16 protein-coding genes and 2 pseudogenes are annotated in these 20,186 nt (G+C 56.7%); 12 read left to right on the forward strand and 6 right to left on the reverse strand.

Going from position 1 to position 20,186, the window contains the following annotated elements; genetic code table 11:
* Positions 1-30 precede the first annotated feature (30 nt).
* Positions 31-1,137 carry a plasmid replication initiator TrfA gene (trfA, locus tag ACYVG8_RS18610; RefSeq protein ID WP_460746532.1) on the reverse strand — a complete coding sequence of 369 codons (1,107 nt, stop codon included), beginning with the start codon at positions 1,135-1,137 and terminating at the stop codon, positions 31-33.
* A 1,106-nt stretch (positions 1,138-2,243) separates the two neighbouring features.
* On the opposite strand from trfA, the gene ACYVG8_RS18615 reads away from it, so the two are divergent.
* The gene (locus ACYVG8_RS18615) at positions 2,244-2,468 is read left to right on the forward strand and encodes a transposase (protein ID WP_460746533.1); all 225 of its coding nucleotides are present in this window, start codon (positions 2,244-2,246) and stop codon (positions 2,466-2,468) included.
* Between the two features lie 446 nt (positions 2,469-2,914).
* Here the strand turns inward: ACYVG8_RS18615 and ACYVG8_RS18620 are convergent, their stop codons facing one another.
* Positions 2,915-3,919 (reverse strand): GlxA family transcriptional regulator, encoded by a 1,005-nt coding sequence (locus ACYVG8_RS18620; RefSeq protein ID WP_460746534.1) that lies wholly within the window; start codon positions 3,917-3,919, stop codon positions 2,915-2,917.
* 116 nt (positions 3,920-4,035) lie between these two features.
* On the opposite strand from ACYVG8_RS18620, the gene ACYVG8_RS18625 reads away from it, so the two are divergent.
* From ACYVG8_RS18625 to ACYVG8_RS18635, 3 genes are read left to right on the forward strand one after another with little or no spacing between them, the layout of a single operon-like run.
* Entirely contained in the window at positions 4,036-4,857 is an 822-nt protein-coding gene (locus ACYVG8_RS18625; RefSeq protein WP_460746536.1) for an alpha/beta fold hydrolase, read from the forward strand.
* A gap of 24 nt (positions 4,858-4,881) precedes the next feature.
* Positions 4,882-5,499, forward strand: a complete 618-nt coding sequence (locus ACYVG8_RS18630; RefSeq protein WP_460746538.1) for an FMN-dependent NADH-azoreductase — start codon at positions 4,882-4,884, stop codon at positions 5,497-5,499.
* Between the two features lie 27 nt (positions 5,500-5,526).
* Positions 5,527-5,838, forward strand: coding sequence for a YciI family protein (locus ACYVG8_RS18635; RefSeq protein ID WP_460746540.1), 312 nt, complete (start codon positions 5,527-5,529; stop codon positions 5,836-5,838).
* A gap of 95 nt (positions 5,839-5,933) precedes the next feature.
* Here ACYVG8_RS18635 and ACYVG8_RS18640 read toward each other — a convergent pair.
* Positions 5,934-6,146 (reverse strand): annotated as a pseudogene (locus ACYVG8_RS18640) (DDE-type integrase/transposase/recombinase); the annotation flags it as partial.
* Here ACYVG8_RS18640 and ACYVG8_RS18645 point away from each other — a divergent pair.
* Positions 6,142-6,369: pseudogene (locus tag ACYVG8_RS18645) on the forward strand (integrase core domain-containing protein); the annotation flags it as partial. The pseudogenes ACYVG8_RS18640 and ACYVG8_RS18645 sit on opposite strands and share 5 nt — an antisense overlap.
* A gap of 22 nt (positions 6,370-6,391) precedes the next feature.
* Here ACYVG8_RS18645 and ACYVG8_RS18650 read toward each other — a convergent pair.
* Entirely contained in the window at positions 6,392-8,374 is a 1,983-nt protein-coding gene (locus ACYVG8_RS18650) for a hypothetical protein (protein WP_460746542.1), read from the reverse strand.
* A 312-nt stretch (positions 8,375-8,686) separates the two neighbouring features.
* Between ACYVG8_RS18650 and ACYVG8_RS18655 the strand changes: the two genes are divergently transcribed.
* The 6 genes from ACYVG8_RS18655 to ACYVG8_RS18680 all read left to right on the forward strand — a co-directional run bounded on the left by ACYVG8_RS18655 (position 8,687) and on the right by ACYVG8_RS18680 (position 17,547).
* A complete protein-coding gene (locus tag ACYVG8_RS18655; RefSeq protein ID WP_460746543.1) occupies positions 8,687-10,267 on the forward strand; it encodes a hypothetical protein in 1,581 nt (526 codons plus the stop codon).
* Positions 10,254-10,988 (forward strand): hypothetical protein, encoded by a 735-nt coding sequence (locus ACYVG8_RS18660; protein WP_460746544.1) that lies wholly within the window; start codon positions 10,254-10,256, stop codon positions 10,986-10,988. Before ACYVG8_RS18655 ends, ACYVG8_RS18660 begins: the two co-directional genes overlap by 14 nt.
* Position 10,989: 1 nt before the next feature.
* Entirely contained in the window at positions 10,990-11,784 is a 795-nt protein-coding gene (locus tag ACYVG8_RS18665; RefSeq protein WP_460746546.1) for a hypothetical protein, read from the forward strand.
* 16 nt (positions 11,785-11,800) lie between these two features.
* A protein-coding gene (locus tag ACYVG8_RS18670; protein ID WP_301753625.1) for an IS3 family transposase occupies positions 11,801-12,936 on the forward strand; the annotation gives its coding sequence in 2 pieces (ribosomal slippage) (positions 11,801-12,053 and positions 12,053-12,936; 1,137 coding nt in all).
* Positions 12,854-16,543, forward strand: a complete 3,690-nt coding sequence (locus ACYVG8_RS18675; RefSeq protein ID WP_460746547.1) for a coiled-coil domain-containing protein — start codon at positions 12,854-12,856, stop codon at positions 16,541-16,543. Before ACYVG8_RS18670 ends, ACYVG8_RS18675 begins: the two co-directional genes overlap by 83 nt.
* Positions 16,540-17,547, forward strand: a complete 1,008-nt coding sequence (locus ACYVG8_RS18680) for a Wadjet anti-phage system protein JetD domain-containing protein (protein ID WP_460746549.1) — start codon at positions 16,540-16,542, stop codon at positions 17,545-17,547. The genes ACYVG8_RS18675 and ACYVG8_RS18680 overlap by 4 nt, the downstream gene beginning before the upstream one ends.
* A gap of 103 nt (positions 17,548-17,650) precedes the next feature.
* On the opposite strand, the gene ACYVG8_RS18685 is transcribed toward ACYVG8_RS18680, so the two are convergent.
* A complete protein-coding gene (locus tag ACYVG8_RS18685; RefSeq protein WP_460746551.1) occupies positions 17,651-17,971 on the reverse strand; it encodes a hypothetical protein in 321 nt (106 codons plus the stop codon).
* A 58-nt stretch (positions 17,972-18,029) separates the two neighbouring features.
* Positions 18,030-18,911, reverse strand: a complete 882-nt coding sequence (locus ACYVG8_RS18690) for a helix-turn-helix transcriptional regulator (RefSeq protein ID WP_460746553.1) — start codon at positions 18,909-18,911, stop codon at positions 18,030-18,032.
* Positions 18,912-18,994: 83 nt separating this feature from the next.
* On the opposite strand from ACYVG8_RS18690, the gene ACYVG8_RS18695 reads away from it, so the two are divergent.
* Positions 18,995-20,185 carry a ComEC/Rec2 family competence protein gene (locus ACYVG8_RS18695; protein WP_460746554.1) on the forward strand — a complete coding sequence of 397 codons (1,191 nt, stop codon included), beginning with the start codon at positions 18,995-18,997 and terminating at the stop codon, positions 20,183-20,185.
* Position 20,186: the final 1 nt, after the last annotated feature.

Consider the following 20,186-nt stretch of genomic DNA (forward strand, 5'->3'; position numbering starts at 1 on the left):
CATTCTGAGAAAATTTGCAGCCAGGAGCGGTTACTCGGAAAGCACTTTTGTACTCCAGACTGAGCAAACGACCATCAGTTTTGTGCCATCTTTCGAGAAGTGATAGGCACTTACCCTGCTGCAGGCTGGCCTTTTCTCATGCTTAAGTTTGTCCAGTGCGCGGACGAGACTGGCCTTAAAGTTGCGCATATGTGATTCATAGCCAGATAGCTGATATAAGCGCATAACTGGTAGCCATTGAGGTCCCGAGTGGCTGGCGTAGAAGCTTGCCAGCCAGCCCATGAGTCCGTCATAGCTCACTGCTTCTTTGTCGACAGCTGTCCAGGCTCCGGGCCCAAATAGCTCTGCAACGGATTCTGTGACTCGCAGTAGCAGTATGTCACTGCCCTTAAAGCCCTCCCCGACTTCTCCATCGGCAAAGCTCACTGTGAGTAGCTTTGGGACCTCAAGATTCAGTCGGTTGAAGCGCAGCCGCATCTGGGCGAAGCTCAAGCGAAGCAGGCTGGCCCGGATGGCCTTGTGGGTGTCCAGGCTGTAGCTGCCGCCCATGTGAGTGGCAAACTCGTAAAATGAGGTGCGGATGTGATGTGTGCACGCTTCAGGTGAGAGTGGTCTCTCCCGATAGTAGTCCAGGCAGGTTGCATAGACCTGGCGGTCGAACTGGCAGAGCTCATACCCACTGAAGGTCAGGGTCACATTCTGAAAGGTCACAATCACTTTTTCTGCTATCAGAAGGGTCTGGTCACCTGCCAGCACCTTGGCATTCTCAGTTTGGACACTGCGGCAGGAGGAGAAGAGGGCGGACCGCAGGAAGGCATTTGGTAGGGCCTGGGACATAGCGGACCAACTGGGGAGATAGACATCGGCGCCTCGGCAAGTAGCCTGACGGCGACGTGCCGTTCGTACTTCTTCCGCTGTGGCATCCGATGGGAGCATGGCGATTGCTGGTTCGACAGCCTCCTTTTTTGCCTTACGCTCGATGTTGCCAGCAATGCGGTCAAGACGCTCTGCAGCTTCCAGAACGGTCAATTGCTGGTCTGGCGCAGCGGTGAGAGCGGCATCAGAGGCTCGGCGCGCCAGCGCTCGTAGCTCGTTGACCTGGTCCTGGGTGGCTTTTGGTGCAGTCTGCTTATTCATTATTGCTGTTTGGCCTTTTGAACAAAGAGCTCCCTCAACGTCCGTATCATCTTGGAACCGATTGTCCCTCGACTTTTGCAAGAATCGTAAAACTGTGCGTGAAGCGAGGATGGGATGCGGACAGCGAGCTGGAGCGTACTGGAGGAGTGACGGGAAGTTTTTTGGCGGTTCATAATCTACATACATTAATTGAGACCCCTGTGTATATACAAAATTGGCCTGAATTATTTCGCCAAAGGCAGTATTGCATAGCCATCTCAGGTAAAAGGAGAACTAAAAGCGGCTAGGTTTTTTCTGGAGAGGGTTGTGCTTGTGGTCTGCATCGGTTGTGCTTGGGGTCTGCATCGATTTTGCTTGGGGGCGGCATCGATTTTGCTTGGGGGCGGCATCTCCTTTGGCTTAGAAAAGAAGAAAAATCCATCTGAATACGGGGTGTTTTCGCACGTATATACGCCCGACTAGTATTTATAGACTTTGTAGTATCGTTAGCCCAGTTAGCCAGGCTTGGAGGCTGGTGAGGTGCTGCGTAATTGAAGAGCTTCTGGCGGCGTGGAACGGGAGGCTGCCGGCTTGTGCTCACAGACCGGAAAAAGCAACTGTCCCCACAAGGTGATTTCAGTCTGCCGGCCGCTGGTAATCTAATAATCTCTTAATCCTCACCATCGCTATCCCCCTGGCTCTGCGCCTCATCTTGTAAAAAGGAAACGCATGTGGAAAACAGCGATTCGCTGCCCAAGACGAGCATCATGCAACGCACAGCCCCCGTTAGCAATGCTGACAGACCTGAATGCCGGGCCGATACCGGCCCGCCTGGCTGCCAGGTCCGCATGATAAGGGGTACGTAAAACACGCTTCGGGAGGAGCAGTGGAGGCACGGCGGCAGGCGTCATTGAGAAGAGCATCTTGAGCGAAGCTATGTTGGCTTAACCTCGGTCGCCACCACGATTGGCCTGCCGGTTAAGCCATATGTCCGCAACCAAACTGAAACAAGGGCGAGTGCATAAGCAAACGGCCTGGCGCTGGTCAGCAAGATGTAAGCGCCCGGCCAACCACTCTTGAGGCCATGTTCAGTCCTGCTTAGTGTCCACCTCTTTTTGGTGGGCACCATGCCGAAGACCGATCTCTCCTCTTTACGCCAACGGCACTCTTATCCCAAATCCCTCAAGGCCCGAATCGTCGCCGAGCGTGCCCAGCCCGGCGCCTCCATCGCGGTAGTCGCGCTGCCGCACGGCATCAATTCCATCTGCTGCACAAATGGATTCGTCTCGACCGCGCTCGCTCTCAGGCAAGCGCGCGGGCATTCGTGCCAGTCGGAGTGCTACCAGCCATGATGCCCACGAGCCGCTCAATCGAGATCCGCCTGCAACGCGGCGAGGTTCTGGCGACGGTGTCATGGCCAACCAGCGAAGCGCCTGCCTGCGCGAGTGGCTACGATGATTCGCGTTGACACCATCTGGCTGGCCACCGCACCACTAGATATGCGGGCTGGTGCCGATACGGTGGGCGTCCGGGTAATAAGCATGCTGATTGTGCCAGAAATTTTTGGCTCAGCCGCCGCTATGCGCCGGCTGAGTTTGGCCAGAAGCCACCCATCGCCGCGTCTCTCTCTAATGGCAGTTCCTCAGCCGAAGCAGAAGTTCATGTCTGGCTGATCAATGACACCTTAGCGTTGTAAAGCCGCCTTTTAACAGTCGACGGGTTAATGGCTGGTTTACATTGAACTCGGGCAGGCTCTGATGAAAAGTGAGCAGGTGTGGACACTACTGAAGTTAACTATTTAGCTGTGGCGGCTTTGCATCCTGCGGCGGTAATCCACCGGGGTCAGACCCATGGCCTGTATGAAGGCCCGTCGGAAAGCGGTTTCATCACCATAACCACACTGGCTGGCCACCTGCTTGATGCCGATGCCCGGCGTACCCAGCAACACGCAGGCCGTTTCGATGCGGACGCGGGTGATAAAGGCTTTGGGTGACTCACCGGTCAGTTGCTTCAGGCGGCGGTGCAAGGTGCGCTCACTCAGGTGCAATGCCTGGGCCAAGGCCTCCGCCGTTATCCCGGGCTGGGCATGGCGGATGATTTGCTCTGCCTGCAAAAGCAGGGGGTTGGTAGTGTTGACGAAGCCACGCGGGGCATACAGCAATTGGGGCAAGGGCAGGCTATCGGCTACCGCAATGTCTGCGGCCAGTCGGGCCAGTTCCGGGCCGGCCAGTCGCCGGATGACATGCAGGGCCAGATCCACCCAGGAGAGCGGACCTCCCGTGGTAATGATGCCATCTTGCTCCTCCATTGCACTACCCCACACATGGCCGGCAGCAGGAAAGCGCTGCTTGAATACATGGTGTAACCACCAAGTGGTGGTACAACGACGCCGGTCGAGCAAACCGGCCTCTCCCAGCACAAAGGTGCCAGCACAGGCGCCGCCAATCAGCACGCCATCTTGATGGCGGGATGACAGCCAGCGAGCAGCCTCCGCTTGTGCCTCGGCATGCGGGGGCAAGCCGTCAGGCCCCAGTGCCATGCCGGCAATCAAGATGGCATCGTAGGCGGTTTCTGTATCGAATGTCGCATCAACCGGAATCAACCGAGATTGTGGATCGCGCAAGGGCTGGCCATCGGCACTGACAATACTGGTATGAAACACCGGACCCGGCATGCCTGCCAGTCCCACCTCCACCCCAGGTGGCGGATTGTGGCTAGCCTGATTGCAGATCCAGAACATGTCCGCCAAGCCGCTGATGGCGGATAACAAACTGCCTTCCAGTGCCACGATTGCGATCTGCATCACCTTCTCCATTGCCTGTTTGGCGAATTTTCCATGAACAATGTCAAATTCGCCATCTTATTTACCTTCATCCTCCCGGCTACACTGTATGACATTGATCCACCAGGATAAAAGAAATGTCACAAGCAAATGATCCAAAAGGATTTTCAAGCAAAAATTCCAGCGCACGCCCCCCCTATGACTGGAAGCAGAAACTGCTTGCCCTTGTCGGTGTGGTATTGACACTGGCAAGCTCTCCGGGCCAGGCCGCGCCCGCCATCCGCAATATTGTGTTGGTGCATGGCGCATTCACCGATGGCTCCAGTTGGGGGCAAGTCATCAGCAGATTGCAGAGCCTGGGTTATCACGTCAGCGCAGTACAAAACCCACTGACGTCCTTGGCTGACGATGTTGCTGCCACCGAAAAAGTACTGCAGCGGCAAAGGGGAGATGTGCTACTGGTTGGCCACTCCTGGGCCGGAGCGGTTATCACGCAGGCGGGCAATGCCCCCAATGTGAAGGGCCTGGTCTACCTGTCGGCCCTGGTGCCGGACAGTAATGAATCAGTAAGTGACCTGCTGACGCGCTTGCACGCTCCCATGGGCGGACTTGCTGCCGATGAGCATGGCATGCTCTGGCTGGACCAGCCAGTCCAGTTTCGCCAGGTGATGGCCGCTGATGTGCCCATCAAGCAGGTGCGACTGTTGGCCGCTGTACAGCAACCCATCGCCATGTCCAGCTTTGGCAGCAAGATCGGGCATGTCGCATGGCGCGACAAGCCCAGCTGGTATGTGCACACCACGCGTGACCAGGCATTGCAGCCCGAGGTACAGCTACGTATGGCCAGGCAAATCAGCGCCACTATCTGGTCGGTGCCATCCAGTCATCTCTCCATGATTTCCCGCCCGGCGGCCATCGCCAGCCTGCTGGATCAGGCAGCCAGAGCAGCCAGTCGCTAACACCTCTCCCATCAAGAGACTCCTATGAACATTTTGCATATTGATGCCAGCATCCTTGGCGAACATTCCATCACCCGTGACTTGGCTGCTGCCGTGGTGCAGCAGCTGCAAGCCACGCGCCCTGAAGCCCGGCTTGTCTACCGCGATGTGGTGCAGCAGGAAATCCGCCATCTGACCGGTGCCATCGCAGCCGGATTCCGGCCTAGCGGCGTGACCACGTTTGACGAGGCCACGCTGCAGGAACATCAATTATCGGAGTTGCTGCTTGAGGAGCTCATGGCCAGCGATGTCATCGTAGTGGGCACCCCCATGTACAACTTCTCCGTCCCCAGCCAGCTCAAGGCATGGCTGGATCGCCTGGCCCAGGCGGGGCGAACCTTCCAGTACACCGAACGCGGCCCTGTTGGTTTTGCCGGTGGCAAGCGAGTGATTGTCGCCTCGGCCCGGGGTGGTTTCTATGCTGCAGGCCCGCTGGCGTACATGGACTTCCAGGAGGGCTATCTGCGCGCATTCTTCGGCTTTCTGGGTATCGACGATGTGCATTTTGTCCGTGCGGAAGGCGCATCGAAAGCCGCTGAAATCCGTGAGGCAGGCATTGCCAAAGCCAAAAGCGCCATTAACCGTAGCCTCGGCGGACTGTAAGTCACCTTTCATTACCGGAGAAAACGCATGCTATTTGCCATTACCCTCAACTACCTGCGTCCAGAGCAGGAAGTCCAAACACAACTGGAAGGCCACAAGACATGGTTAGCCGACAATATCCGGCAAGGCCCCATCTTGTTCGCAGGCCCGTTGGTCAGCGGCACGGGCGGATTTATCCTGGCACACGGCGAGCAGGAGACTGACATGCAGCAGATGATTGCAGCCGACCCCTTTGATATCCACCAACTGGCCAGCTTCAGCATTCAGGCCATTGCACCGGCAATCCGCGCCGAGCAATTCCCTCAGATATGGGCAAACGAAGCCAAGGCAGTGGCTTGAAGTACGGGGGTAAGTCCAGTCGACCCGCAGACAAGTTCACCCTTAGGCTGGATGGGGAATATCACCAGGACGGCTTCTCCCTTCTTGCTCCTTCCCCCTTTGGTGGGCAGCTGTTCACTGTAACGGATTGAGACGTATTGCGAGCTGCGATCGCTGTGGTGGATCAAAGAGGCGCGACTCGGCTGCCGCGCCCACAACGCTTGCTTCAGCGCATCAAGCACAAACTCGGTGTGCATGCTGCGGCTGACGCGCCAGCCAACGATAAAGCGGGCGAAGACGTCAACGACGAAAGCGACGTAGACGAAACCCACGGATAATGCCTTCATCGAGTCGTTCAACGGCAGTCTGCGGGATGAGTGCCTGAACGTGCATTGGTTTCTGTCGCTGGCTGACGCGCGTGACAAGATCGAGCGCTGGCGGCAGGATTACAACGAATTCAGGCCGCACAGTTCGCTGGGCGACCGGACTCCCAGCGAGTTCCGGCTAGCCCATCTTGAAGCCGGAAATCTCCAGCTTAGACCGCTCGGTTAGTCGGGAGGAGGTCAGAGGAGCTTCACATCCGGCTGAACTGAGAACCGAGCAATCGTCCCATTTCTCGCGCGCCATCGTTGCTGGTTAGCCCGTCATAATGCTTCTCTATGGTCGCCACCCGGTCGTTCAGTACCCGTGCGGCCGTTTTGTGAGTGCCGCCCTCTGCTTTCAAAATGGACGTGGCGACGATGTGTCGGAAGGCATGGGCCCTGAAACCTGAACACTGGGGGATGTACTTGGCCGTCAGCTCACATATCTTTGCGCTCAACTCCATCCAAGGTCGATGGGAAGTAGTCCCGCGCTCGAGTCTGGTCAGGAAGGCCAAGTCGGTGGGGGAGCGCAGTAGTTTGGGCCGATAGATGAACAGATAGCGTTCAAGGTCTGCCCAAGCAGACGATTGCACTTCGCTGTCATAGATGGAATCCCCAGCGGCACCGTTACGATTCTTGAACTTGGTTTTGGGAATGCAAATCCACCATGACCCATCAGTGCGTTGATAGAGTTCCCCTGTATTGTCCGGGCGCCATGTCAGGTGCGCCAGGTTCCTTCGACGAAGCGGGTTAGAGATGATGAGCTTGATAAGGGCGAGGTCTCTGGCCCAGATTGCTTCCAGAGAAGGAGAGCCTACGGGGCGGTTGGCGCGCATGCGTTGAATCATATCCACGATAGCTTCCATCGGCTGACGCAATTCGACAAGCTTGCGGATAGGCTCAAACGAGTCGCGTGAGACTTCGATTTCACTCTGGTAGGCCGATACCAGTTGCTCGGTCAAATCAAATTGCCGCTCACAGAATGCTGTCCAGCCTTCAGTGACGTATTGAGCGGGCAAGGTCGCCAGCATGCTGGGTTGCTGCCACAGGTAGCCAAAGCGTGGGCGAACCAGTGACCCAACGAATGCCAAAAACTGAGTGCTGCCCCGGTTGCGCGTCCCGACCCGCTCCTTGCACCAGTCTAGGTACTCCTCCAGAAAGTCAGGGACGGCCAGCCAGGCCAGCGTCTGTACGCTATCTATAGACAACCCCTTGCCGCCTCGTTCCTGGGGAAGAGACAGCCATCCAAGGTAGGAAGATGTTTTGTGCCAGGCAATCCGTGCTGAGGCGACTTCTCTGCCACCATGGAATGCCCACCAGTTTGCATCAGTGCTTGAGGATAGCGGACATGGAGAGAATCTCCACTTGCCACGCTTGGTCCGCTTTAAGGTGGGAACGGCTGCAGTCTTGTACGCCATGTATTTGTACCATTGCTGACGCAAGGGGGACTCCGGTTCCGGCTTGCAGCAGTAGTGCTGCTGGGTAAGCGCTAGGACCGTTTGATTGTATTGAATCGGGGCTGGCGGCCCGCCGAGTTGGGTTTTGTAACCCCGTGGCTTCACGCCGGCTAGGTTGATGAGACTGCTTCGCTCCAAGCCAAAGAACGCTTCGATGCGTATGAGATACTTGACACTGGATGGGCGCGGTTGCTTACCGAGCAGCCATCCCCTCAGCATGTCCTGAGGGACGCCGGCTTGTCTGGCAACGCGTTTCACGGGAGAGTTCGCGATGACACCCTTGAGAGCCTGGACGAACGGCGTACCTTTCTCTGCGGCCAATGCCTGCGCGGTGTCGTGCTCAATGATGGCGTCGCGCCATGGGCGAAAAGCGGCACGGGTGTTGGAGATGGAGCGTGACGAGCGTCCTTCCGCTTCAAGCATGCGAACAAGCCGCTCAATGGACTCTGGATGTTTGAGGCGCATTTCGTCGCCGACGACATCATCCAGGCGCATTTTGTTGGCGCGAAGGAAGTTGCGCAGGGCCGTTGCTCGATTGGCGGCCGTTTGTTCGTTCAGGCCTTCCAGTTGAATTTTTCGGGTTTGCTCGTCCAGTAGACGTTGGTAGGTAAGAGGCATGACCCTTCCATGGGCCCGCTTTTTCTTCTCTTTCGGCGTCTGCGAGGCTGTTAGAGACGCCGGAGTGAAATACCTGCAAAATTTGTAATAGTCTGTTTTTACGCGTTTTTTATTGTCCACTTTGCCTCTCCTTTGAAGTTGGAAGGAGGCAGTGGTGCAGGTATGGCTCGGTAGAAAAAAATGCAGGCATTAATCTGCTCGCTCTCGGTATAGCGCGGAGCGAGGGGGATGCCATTTCAAGCGTGTGCATCAGACGTGATTGTGCTGGTTACCATCAAGTAACCCTATGGTCGCAACTTAACTTGGGTCATGGCCTGAGACAGGCAAGCCGGTGGGGTGGGGTGTATGCCTTCCACGACTTGATGCGTGCCTGGCTTTCTAAAGGTATGCTGCAGTAATGGGTGCTTTTATGTGATTTTCATGGGGTGTGGCATGGACCTAACCAGAACTGATGTGACTGAAGGTGTGCCTACCAATGTGCCTACGAACCTAAATAGTGAGGCCAGTGTTCAAAGGAAAGGTTTTCGGGGGCAGTTGCCTCAGGATGAAGAACAGCTTGGCAAACCTGTGGTCGGACTAGAGCCATTTACCAGTGGACTCTTGGACTTATCCCGCCAGCAACGTAATCTCCTGCTTCTACGGCCCTTGTTCTTTCTCGAGTTGAACAAACAGCGCATTGGTTCCGATACGAATGGTGACCAAGGGCTATTCGAGGGAATTGATACTCACTATCTTGCCTTGTCGGTACTCGACTTCATGATGGAAGCGACAACCATTCAGATGGGATGTCTCTTTGAAGAGGCCCTCGACCACTTGAAGAAAGTGGCCCACTCCATGAAGCCTGCGTTGAGTGAGAAAAATGCGACAAGAGTGGCTGATGTTGTGCTTGACTCCCTCTGGAATCGGGGACGGGAATTCAGTTCTGATTATTTCGATGCCCCGACTCGGAGCACCAAGTTCATACGCTTCCGCCTAATTGAGGGGGAGCCCTCCGGTATCGAGGACCGGTACCACTACCGCCCTACACCGGAGGGCTATCTGGTCTACCTGGGGATGCTGGACCTCTCTGTGGAAGACTCCCAGGAGCTAATGGCCAAGATGCTCGACCTGTTGGTGCAGCGAGGGCGTTTTGAGGCCGCACTGGAAGTGGCGAAGCGGGCACGCAAGCTCTCCATAGAATATCGCCAGCTCATTCGAGACCGGCTCAGCAGGGCGTACCGGGCGCCTGGGTCTATCAACTGGTCTAGGGAGATGAGCGGTAAGCTCAATGATGCTCGCCAGCATGTGCAAGCTCGGCAAGCGGAAGACCAACGGATGGAGGAGTCCGTCAGGGATAACTTGGTTCGTGCCGAGGACCCCAGGGTCCGCCAGGATCTGCATACGCTCTTCAAGATGGTCCATAGTGCCGGTTTACTCCGCTCTCAGCTCGTGAGTGACATCACGGTGGCTCCTGAGAGATTCCTTGACGCGCAACGGGCCATGTTTCGAGCCCGCCGGCCTTCCGGTCTGCCTGACCTGGAAACGCGGCTCCTGCCACAGCTCTTGGACCTACCTGGGGACGTGTTGGTGGAGAAGGCCGATACCGTCATCAGTGGCCTCTACCCGCCCGCTTGGCCGAAAGTTTACGACCTCAACACGGTGTTTTCCCTCTTGCTGGAGCGTCGGGCGGAAGACACGGAACCCGAGGCCGACGATGGAGAGTTGGAACCCTTCCAGCCTATTCTGGACCAGTTTTCCCGGGAACTCATTGCCGGGGTGGAGGAGTGGCTGCGCCAGAAGTTTGCCTTGCCACAGCCCTACCGAGTCGAAGAGCTGTTGGTCTTAGCCCAATCCGATGGCCTTGACAATGTGCAGCGTCGGTGCTTGGTCCTGATTCTTTACCGCTGCTTTGCCCAATCCGAAACCCTCTACCCGCAACGCCGTGCCGAAGCTGAGGGTCGGTTCAAATTTGATGTGGCTGAGGGCGTCAATCTCACCTTCTATCCTTTAGGAGCGGCCCATGATGATGCTTGAGCCAACGGTCGAGAACGCTGCTCGTCTCGTGTACAAAGGGTTGCAGAGCAGCCAGTCGCCGGCAACTGACGGCCAGTACCGGGAGCTGCTGGGGCTCTACCGCGCCTTACCCAATTTTGCAGAAATGGTCCGCAGCATAGCAGCCGGCCTGGAATTGGATGTCTTGGACTTTAGCGAACGAGGCCTAATGCTGGCCCCTACCTCCAAGGACAGCCGCTTTGCAGTGCGTATGACCGACCTGAGGGCTGGGCTGAAACCTGACCAGAAGGCGGTGTTACTCCTCGCTCATGTGGCCATTGCTTCGGTGTTCTTCCCGACCACGGATGGTGTGGAGGACGACAACTATGTGCCGCCGCCGGCGAGCATCGGAGAGTTCCGCGATGCTCTCGGTACCCTAGCTCGGCATCTCAAGGAAGATGCTCAAGAGAACCCAGAAATTCCGCAGGAACTAGCCCCTGGCTGGGACCTTGTGTGCGCCTTACCTGGTGTTGTACCTTCCGCCCAGCGTGCCTCGCCCAATTCTGTCACTGGGCTGGTGAGCATAGCTCTTAATAATATGCAGCACGGCGGCTTAGTACGTCTTGACCGGGAAGCCAGCGAAGAAGCTCAAATGACTTATACGGCGACTCATCGACTGCGGGTCCAGTTGCGAGAGCTGACTTTGCGTGCGCTTTTCGAGCTCGCCCAATATGTGGTGACGACCAAGAGCGAGGTGGCCTGAGATGCAGAAAATCACGCGAATATACCTAGGGAACTATGGTGTACAGAGTGCCTGGTATGACGGTATCACCTTCAGCCTTGTGGACCCTACCACTGGTTTGCCTACCGACACCATCATCAACCTTGAAAACGGAGGAGGCAAGACAACGCTCTTGAGCCTCATCTTCTCCTGCTTCGAGACCCCTATTGAGCGCTTCCTTACCCATTTACAGAACAAGAACCACCGCTTTTCGGACTATTTCTCCCATGATGGGTTGCCGGGGGTGGTGCTCATCGAATGGGAGATGCCTGGCAAGAGCCCGGGAGAGGCACCTTATCGCCTTGTGATTGGCCAGGTAGTGACCATTCGAACTTCAGCAACCGGGCAGTCCATCATCGACCGGGTGTATTTCAGTTTCGTGGCCAACGACACCCTGAACTTCAATGCCGTACCCGCGCCCAAGTTGGGCCCCTCGCCCGCCAACACCCACACCGAATTCATGGGCTGGATTCAGGAAGCGGGCAAGTTAACCCCTGATTTCTTCCATACCCGGGTGCAGCAGGACTGGCATCAGCACGTGAGAGACGAGCGGCTCATTGACATCGAGATGCTCCAACTCCAGGTCAATTTCTCGGCCCAGGAGGGGGGCTTCGACACGGGCTTCCTGAACTTCAATACCGAGGCTGATTTCGTCTGCAGGTTCTACGACCTCACTCTGGACCCAGAGCAGTGCGCCTCTGTGCGGACTTCTGTGGTCAATATCTGCGACAAGCTGGACTGCCCCGGCTCCAGTAGGCATTCCTGCCCTATGATTTGAGCATAGGAGGATGTCCGTGAGTACGCAGCGTTTTACCCCAGAATTCAAAGAGGAAGCCGTCAAACAAGTCACCGAACGGGGCTACTCCGTCGCCGAGGTTGCCGCCCGGCTTGGGGTCTCCAGCCACAGCCTGTACAAGTGGGTGAAGGCGGTTACCCCTGACAATAGTGAGAAGCAAGCCGCCGAACTGATCGAGGCCAAGAGCGAGATTCTTCGCCTGAAAGCGCAACTGCGCCGTACCGAAGAAGAGCGAGATATTCTAAAAAAAGCCGCGCGGTACTTTGCCAGGGAGTCCGAGTGAAGTACCGCTTCATGAACGAGCATCGGCATACCTGGTCGCTGGTCACCATGTGCCGTTTGCTGCAGGTAGCACGTGCCGGATTCTACAAATGGCTGCACCAACCAGAGTCGGATCGGGCCAAAGAAGATGCCCGCTTGCTCTCCCTGATTCGTGATTCCTGGCGTGCCAGCGGTGGGGTCTACGGCTCCCGTCGAGTGTTGGGCGACCTGCGCGAGATCGGGGAAGTGTGTGGCAAACATCGGGTTGCCCGCCTGATGCGACTCCATCACATCAAGGCGCAGCGCGGTTACAAGGCGCCACGCCCCATCGCCGGACGTCCTTCTCTGTTGGCCCCCAATCACCTGAACCGGGCATTTACGGTCGCGCAGCCCGACCAGGTCTGGGTCACCGACATCACCTACATCCGCACCTGGCAGGGCTGGCTGTATCTGGCGGTAGTGATCGACCTGCACTCGCGCAAGGTGGTGGGCTGGTCGATGAAGCCGACCTTGAGCCGCGAACTGGCGCTCGATGCCTTGTTGATGGCGCTGTGGCGCCGCAAACCCTCCGGCCGGGTCCTGGTTCATTCGGATCAGGGTTCTCAGTACGGCAGCGACGATTGGCGCCGCTTTTGCCAGTCCCATAACCTGGAGCCCAGCATGAGCCGTCGCGGCAACTGCTGGGATAATGCGGTGGCAGAGTCGTTCTTCAGCAGCCTGAAGAAGGAGCGTATCCGCAAACGGATCTACAAAACCCGCGATCTGGCCCGCTCAGACGTGTTCGACTACATTGAAGCTTTTTACAACCGCACCCGCCGCCATAGTCACCTGGGTGGCATCAGTCCCGAGGCCTTCGAACGGGCCTCGGCGTGAGGCAGGTATTTGTCTACTGACCCCGGGACAGTCCAAGCAGAACAAGCGACCTATATACGAAAAACGGCTTGCCCAACTGACCACCCTACAGACAAGCCTTTCCCAGTTCGGCATTTTTGCCAAGGAATATCTGGCCGCCCAGTCCACCCTGTCCCAGGCTTTCAAGACAGGCAGTGGTCTCATCCTCAGCCTGGAAAGCCGTCAGCAGAAACTCCTGGACAAACAGACCGCTGAGACAGCCCGCCGGACTCAGCTGGAGGAAACGGTCCAGGACAAGGAAAAGGAAGGAACCAACTGGGCCAGCGAAACCATCGTCCTGATGGACCTCAGGCAAACGCGCCTCATCGCAGCTGCAGAGGCGGCCATGATGGTAGCCGACGCGCACCTAACCGCTATGAACTTGAAGCTTAAGCATATCCAAGCCGCTGAGGCAGTGACACATATCAAGCAGGCTGAGGCCCTGCGGGATGAGCTCGCTGAGCTGGCCGTGCAGGAGCAGGCCCAACTGTTGCCTTGGCGGGAAAAGGCCGAACAATCCGGTGCCCTGCTGCGATGGGCCCTGAATGCCGAAGAGCAGGCCAAACGCAAGGAAGCCGCCTCCGAAAATGCAAAGGAAGAATCGGCCAAGAGTCAGCTCAAGGCCTTCATCAAGGAATTGGGAAACATTGGACTCTCCGAGCAGGGACTGCAACGCGAGCTGGCAAGACTCAATGCCGAAGAAGAAGAGCAAAAGCGCGCTCACATCCGCCTCGTGCGCGAGGGCTACCTCCTCGACGAGGAAACGACCACTGCAGGCATCGTACGGTGGCAAGCGGAGGAAACTGAGCAGCGGGTGAGCGTGGTGCGGTTGGGAAATGAAATCGCCGAATTGCAGGGGCAGGAAAAGACCGCTCAAGCCACCATCAAGAGCGAGTCCGAGCTGCGGGCACATCTCACCGTGGAGAGGGCACGGGGGCTTCAGTACCTGGGCGAAGGGGAAACCCAACGGGAAGCACTCGCCCAAATGCCCATCCTGCGCCAGGCAGCCGATGCCGAGGTGGCGGACCCCGAATCACCGGCCCTGCCAACTGCCCTGGACCGCATGATGATGAGTGCGGAGCGGGAAATCTCCCATTCGGATGTCAGGCTGGCAGAACTGCGAGCCATTCGTACCTCCATTGAGGAAACTGGCGTAGCGGGCAGTTCCCGGGACGTGGATTGGGTGGTCTCTGCTCTTAAGAGCCTGGGCATCCGGTCGGCTCAGCCCTACAACCGCTACATTGCCGGAGCGCTGCCCGATTCAGACAAGGCCCGGACTTTAGTAGCCAGTAATCCCAGCCGCTTCGCAGGGGTGTGCGTGGCGGCCAGCGAGTTCGAGAAAGCCCGGGGCATCACGGAAATTCCCCTGAGCCTGACGGCCCCCGTCATGGTATCCACCGCAGCGCTCGATGCGGAACCGGGTCGTAGTGACGCCATCGTACTCTCCGCCGAGGACGATGCCAGGTTCAATGTGGAAGCTGCCAAGGTCCTGTTGGTTTCCCTGGAAAAGCAGGTAACGGACGAGGAGGCCCGGCGAACCGCCCTGGTGCACCTGCGGGACGATGCTTGGAACGGCAAGCAGAAGGTGCATGCTTTCCTGGAGCGCTACAGCGCCGTCAAGATGCAGGAAGCACGGGTAAAAACCGAGCAGCAGGCGCTCGATATAGCCGCCTCCAGTGAGCAGATTAATCTGGCCGAACAGACAGTGGCCGAATGCCAGACTCAAGTCAGGCTGTGCCAGAAGGCGAGCCAGGAGGGCATTCTCGCGGCAGAGGACGCCAAGCGTGCTGCAGCTGACATTGCTCAATATCAGAAAAACCATGAGGAGGGCCATGCCCACCGCTTGGCCCAGTTGCAGGAAATTGAGGGCGCGTTGAAGGACTGCTGGGAGCGCCGCGCAGAGATTGATGAGGCCAAAGTAGCGCTGGAGGACTCCAAGGAAGAAGCCTTCCGACAGCAACTGGTACTGGAGGCGGCCGCAGATGGACTGGCCCAGGAGCGAGGGCAGCTGAAGCATGTCAACAGAGCGTTTCATGCCAAGGAAACCTTGGAGGCGCAGCCCGAGGGCCTCACGACCCTACGGGACCGCCACAGGACGGCAGTGGAAACTCTGGAGACAGAGGAAAAGCAGCGGCTCGGGTTACTGCAGCAGCGATTGGAGCAGGTGCGTGAAGCAGTTACTGCCAAAACCCATGCCTTCACCAAACAGTTTGGGGGAGTTGTTCGCTCCGAAGTCATACCCTACATGGGCTTGGATTTCGAGCAGGTTATTCCCGCTGTGGGGCGCGAAATCGTGGCGGCGGACAAGGTACTACGGGAGGCAGAAAGCCTGCTGGCGGTGGAGAATAGCCGCCAGACAGACTTCCGGGTCAAGCACACACCGGCCTTCTTGCCGACAGAAACCATGCTGGCCCTAGAGGATGAAGCTCTTACTGCCCGAATCGATTTGGCCGTGGAATCTCATCAGGCCTGTCTGAAGGCGGTGGAGTCCTACCGAGAAGAGGCCCAGAAAGCAAGGCGGCTTGCTTCGGAAGCCGAGCAGGATGCGAAATTGGCCCAGAAACACGCGAGGACCCTGACAACTCAGCTTCAGCAGAATCGGGTGCCGGCTGCTTTGCCCGTCGAGTTGGAGGAAGACGTCGAAAACCAGGTCCTTGCTGTCCAAGAGGCGCTAGCGGCCGGTGCGGATGTGCAGACCAAAGCCAAGGAGAAGGCGAGGAAGGCCTGTGATGCCCTTAGGTTGGCTGCAGGGAACAAGGACCTGGTGGAAGTCGAGCCGGATATTGCGAACATTCTCCAGCACAATGAATTTGAGGCAGCCTGTGTCGACAGTGCCAGGCTCCTGGAAGGGATTGAGGACAGGATTGCAACCACCCAGGCAAACCTGGACGCTATGCAGGCCGATTTCGAGACCTGTGTTGGGGAGCTGCAGGGACTTGCCAACAGTGCCATTGTGTTGCTCGGCTCGGCACTAGAAAAGAAGAAGGTGCCGGCCGCCGCCCCCTATGTGGGAGGCAAGGCCATCATGCAGATGAAAGGAGACCTCAAACACATTCCTCAGGAAGTCCGCCGGCAGGCGGTGGGCATCTATATCCACTCCCTTATCGAATCGAAGGTTGTACCCGCCCGGGGCACCGAGTTCGTGGCCGCCGCCGTGCTCGCTATTCATGGCAAGCCCTTGGGGCTCAAGATACTCAAGATGGTACCTGACGCAGAGCTGCAGTACGTGCCAGTGGACAAGATTCAGAAGTCGGGAGGAGAAGGCGTGGCCATGGCCATGTTCCTCTATCTCCTCATTAATCAGCTGCGTGCTGAAACTCAGCCCAAGCTCAAGAAGTCGGGTGGCCCCCTCATCTTAGACAATCCCTTTGCCAAGGCGACAAACCCCGTCTTTTGGCGGGCATTGAGGATGCTGTCGGAAGCCATGGACGTACAGCTTATCTTTGCGACGGCACTGCCCGACTACAACACCATTGGCGAATTCTTCCACTTCAACCGCCTGCGCAAGGCCGGGAAAAACTCCAAAACCTCACGCTGGCACCTGGAATTGGCCGACTTTGACCTTAACAAGCATGGGGTGCACGCATGAACATCGAGCTGTTTGCCCGGCTGAACCAAAGCAGCCGCAAACGGGTGCCCCTGCAGGAAGTGCGCCGGGCATTCTTCGAACTGCGCCCCGAGATCGCGAATAATCCTGACCGCAATGCCCTGCTGCTGGCTGACCTGCGTGGACTGGAAGTGGCCAAGCTCATCCAGTTGCCGGCAACCGGAAGTTGGGAGAAGCGCGGTAATCCCCCAATGCCCAACTGGATTCAGCTAGTGAGGGCTGAGGAGGCACCGCACCGGGATTATGCGGCGGTGTCCTGGGTGCCCGAACTTGGGTTCTGGCCTGAATTGAAGTGCAATTCTCTCGAAGCGGCATTTGCTATCAACGAGTTTCTTTTGAAGCGACGAGGTACCTTGCGGCAGGTTCCTATCAAAGAGCGGTCTCTTCAGATTTTCGGTGATGAGAAGCGTCTGGACTACCTGCGCACGGGCGACACCCTGTTTGCTGGGCGGCTCCGCCTATCGACGCTTGGGGCTTTTCAGGTACCTTTGCCATTGCCCTACCGGCAGGCAGAAGCACCGGGCAAACCGGTATTAGTTCTTGAGAATCACAATAGCTTCTGGAGCTTTGGAGAGTGGAACCATGAGGCCTGTAGGTATGCTGCCGTAATCTATGGAGCAGGAGAGGGGTTCCGGAGCAGCGGACGGGCTCTGGGCCAGGTTCTTCAGGAGGTGGATGGTGTGGATGTCGAATACCTCGGAGACCTGGACCCGATAGGGGTGCAGATACCCCTTGATTTCAATACGGCTATCAGAGGTGAGCCTGCAGTGAAGCCTGCAACCTCGTTTTACCGGTGGCTTCTGGGTCATGGGATACGTCGGCCTCTGGATACTGAGAGTAATACGCACAGTATGATAATTGTGGCTCAGGAGTGGCTGGGTGTAGAATTAGGAGGTCTACTGGTCTCTCTCTGGACAGATGGCTTCTGGATGCCCCAAGAAGGGTTGGGCATTGAAGCCTTGAATGACCATTTCACCCAGAAATGAATTGTTTCTCCCCTGTGATGAGTTAAAGTCGTTGTCCTGACTCGAGCAGAGCGCGGTATGGCAATCAGCGTCAAACGTTTTGCCACCATCAGCCAAGTTCTGCCTATCCGGTAATGAAGAACCCTGCATGTTCGAGAGAAGGTCTCCTACTCGAGAGACTTCCACTTGCTGGAATGATGATGCGGATACTGGGTGTAAAATTAATGTCGAATCCTGCCCCCGCAACCACATTTATCTGACTCTCGGTCAAAAAATCGGGTGTCAGCGCGAATAGCGAGAAAAGGCCGGCTGCCATGCCGGCCATTTTTGCTTCTACGGTACCATCTTCTTTCGGCATTAGTTCAGCCGCACCTCCTAGCGTTTGAATTCGTCCGTGAAATGTCTTCTGCTTCGTGTCATCGCTTCCCTCTCCAGGCATGATCATGCTATCTGATCTGTCCGGAGGGACGGGGCAAGCCCATTCAGTTGCTCAATGAACTTCATCATGTTTGAGGACTTCGGGTACGAATAGCATCGAGATAGGGCTGTACGTCCGCCTGATTCTTAAGGCAGATGTGTTTGGTGACCGGACTGCCTTCTGCTGCTAGCCCTAAGTGCTTCAAGGTGTAGAACAATAACGCTTGCCGGCAGGGTAGAAGAACCTCTCCATCCACCATTCCATAGTCGAACTCGATTGCTGCACGTTTCTCTTTAGGAAGGTCCGGATGTGGAATAAGTATCAAGCTGACCTGTGTGTTCCATTCCGTGTCCTGCTCGAGGCATATAGAGGAAGCTCCGTTGTCGCGAATATTGCTCAACCGAGTCAGCACGAAATCGCTGAATCTGTTTCTCAGGTGGCAAAATGCTCGGACATGCCAGCGAAATCCGTCATGACCTAAGGCTAGGGGGGATAACTCCCGCTCCCCATCTGAAGAAGACATTGATTGATATTGGACGATAACCGTACGCCGTCCTTTGATGGCATGGACGAGTGATGCCACTATCTCCTCATCTATCGCGCGGCTCGGAGCCGGCGCAAAGTCGACCTCGACTCCAGGACCAATAAACGAGCCACTGGATTCCAATAATCCCGCCTTGGTAGCCAGAAGCTCGGCTAAGTATCGACCAGCCGAGCTTTGTGCATAGACGGGACTGAATTTGTCTGTCGAGTGATAGCTTCGGGAGCTGGAATCGTAACTAAGGTTGGTTGGAGCCAACTCGAGGTACTTCGCGATGTCGAGCGAGGCTTGGGGGATGGACACCCCAAAGTGCTTGATAAGGTCCTTCCGATTGAGTCGACCCTCCCAGCGAAGCCTGAAGTCGATGAACTGCAGGCGTCGCTCTTGTCCCCACGAGGTCTTGGGCTTCACTGTTGTGGTAGGCATGGTCTTGCCCCTTACGTATAAAAACTAGACTCGCATAATTTTTATGCGTATAGTTAGTATACAGTCTTTGCTGGGAGCCAACAATGCCGACCACTATCACCTTCTTTCCCGTTGATAACGGGGACATGACCCTAGTGAAGCTGGGGGATGTGTCTGGTACTACTTTGCTCATCGACGCCAACATCCGTCTTACTGCGGATGACTCAAACAATGATGATGCTCGGGATGTTGCTAAGGACCTGCGTGAGCGATTGAAGAAGGATGAGAACGGGCGGCCGTATGTCGATGCGTTCTTGTTGAGCCATCCTGATGAAGACCACTGCCGCGGTCTTGACCGGCACTTCCACTTGGGGCCGCTGGCAGACTATCCGGACGATGATAAGGACTACGCGGACAAGAAAATCGTTATCCGGGAAATTTGGTCCTCACCGTTGGTATTTCGTCGGGCCTCCAAAAACCATACGCTCTGCGACGATGCAAAGGCCTTCAACAAGGAGGCGCGTCGGCGCGTTCAGGTGAATCGTGATTCTGAGTTCAATGTGGTCCACGGCGACCGTATCCAAATCATGGGAGAGGACATCGATAGGAAGACGGATGACTTGGGGCCCATCTGTCGCAAGGTGAATACCGTATTCAGCACCATCTGTGGCCGTACTTCGGACTACTTTTCCGCGCACCTCCTTGGCCCATTTGAGCCTCAAGACGACGAGGGCAAGGAAGAGTTGTTGGTCAAGAACCAATCGAGCGTCATCATCAACTTCGCCTTGGCTGCGGATGCCTCCAACCCTGATGGGGCAATGTTCCTGTCTGGCGGTGACGCGGGGGTCTACATCTGGCGGGAGCAATGGGCGAGGCACAATCACGAAACCCACGTTCTTCAATACGACCTGCTGCAGGCTCCACACCACTGCTCTTGGCACACGTTGTCTGAAGACAGCTGGTCAGACAAGAAGCGTAAGGCAAAGGTCGACAGCGATGCCCGTTCCGCTTTGTCCCAAGCGAGGAGGGGGGCGTTTATCGTTTCGAGTTCCAAGCCGATTCTTGATGATGACAATGACCCGCCGTGCATTCGTGCCAAGGAGGAGTATGAAGACATTCTCAAGGCCACTGGTGGAACCTTCTATTGCACTGGTGAGTACCCGAAGAAATCGGCAGTCGAACCGTTAAAATTTACTGTTGGCTATGGGGGGCTGACTCCGCCTGCGAAGAAGGATGGAGGCGCAAAAGCTGCGGGCATTATCGGCGCGGCCCGGTCTCCGATGCCACACGGTTGAT

This window comes from Microvirgula curvata (assembly GCF_054781615.1).

Excerpts from the sequence above, each read along its gene's own strand:
- trfA (WP_460746532.1), bottom strand. The coding sequence starts at position 1,137 with ATGAATAAGCAGACTGCACCAAAAGCCACCCAGGACCAGGTCAACGAG.
- ACYVG8_RS18635 (WP_460746540.1), top strand. The coding sequence starts at position 5,527 with ATGCTATTTGCCATTACCCTCAACTACCTGCGTCCAGAGCAGGAAGTC.
- ACYVG8_RS18630 (WP_460746538.1), top strand. The coding sequence starts at position 4,882 with ATGAACATTTTGCATATTGATGCCAGCATCCTTGGCGAACATTCCATC.
- ACYVG8_RS18655 (WP_460746543.1), top strand. The coding sequence starts at position 8,687 with ATGGACCTAACCAGAACTGATGTGACTGAAGGTGTGCCTACCAATGTG.
- ACYVG8_RS18620 (WP_460746534.1), bottom strand. The coding sequence starts at position 3,919 with ATGCAGATCGCAATCGTGGCACTGGAAGGCAGTTTGTTATCCGCCATC.
- ACYVG8_RS18665 (WP_460746546.1), top strand. The coding sequence starts at position 10,990 with ATGCAGAAAATCACGCGAATATACCTAGGGAACTATGGTGTACAGAGT.
- ACYVG8_RS18680 (WP_460746549.1), top strand. The coding sequence starts at position 16,540 with ATGAACATCGAGCTGTTTGCCCGGCTGAACCAAAGCAGCCGCAAACGG.
- ACYVG8_RS18695 (WP_460746554.1), top strand. The coding sequence starts at position 18,995 with ATGCCGACCACTATCACCTTCTTTCCCGTTGATAACGGGGACATGACC.
- ACYVG8_RS18660 (WP_460746544.1), top strand. The coding sequence starts at position 10,254 with ATGATGATGCTTGAGCCAACGGTCGAGAACGCTGCTCGTCTCGTGTAC.
- ACYVG8_RS18690 (WP_460746553.1), bottom strand. The coding sequence starts at position 18,911 with ATGCCTACCACAACAGTGAAGCCCAAGACCTCGTGGGGACAAGAGCGA.
- ACYVG8_RS18615 (WP_460746533.1), top strand. The coding sequence starts at position 2,244 with ATGCCGAAGACCGATCTCTCCTCTTTACGCCAACGGCACTCTTATCCC.
- ACYVG8_RS18625 (WP_460746536.1), top strand. The coding sequence starts at position 4,036 with ATGTCACAAGCAAATGATCCAAAAGGATTTTCAAGCAAAAATTCCAGC.
- ACYVG8_RS18685 (WP_460746551.1), bottom strand. The coding sequence starts at position 17,971 with ATGATCATGCCTGGAGAGGGAAGCGATGACACGAAGCAGAAGACATTT.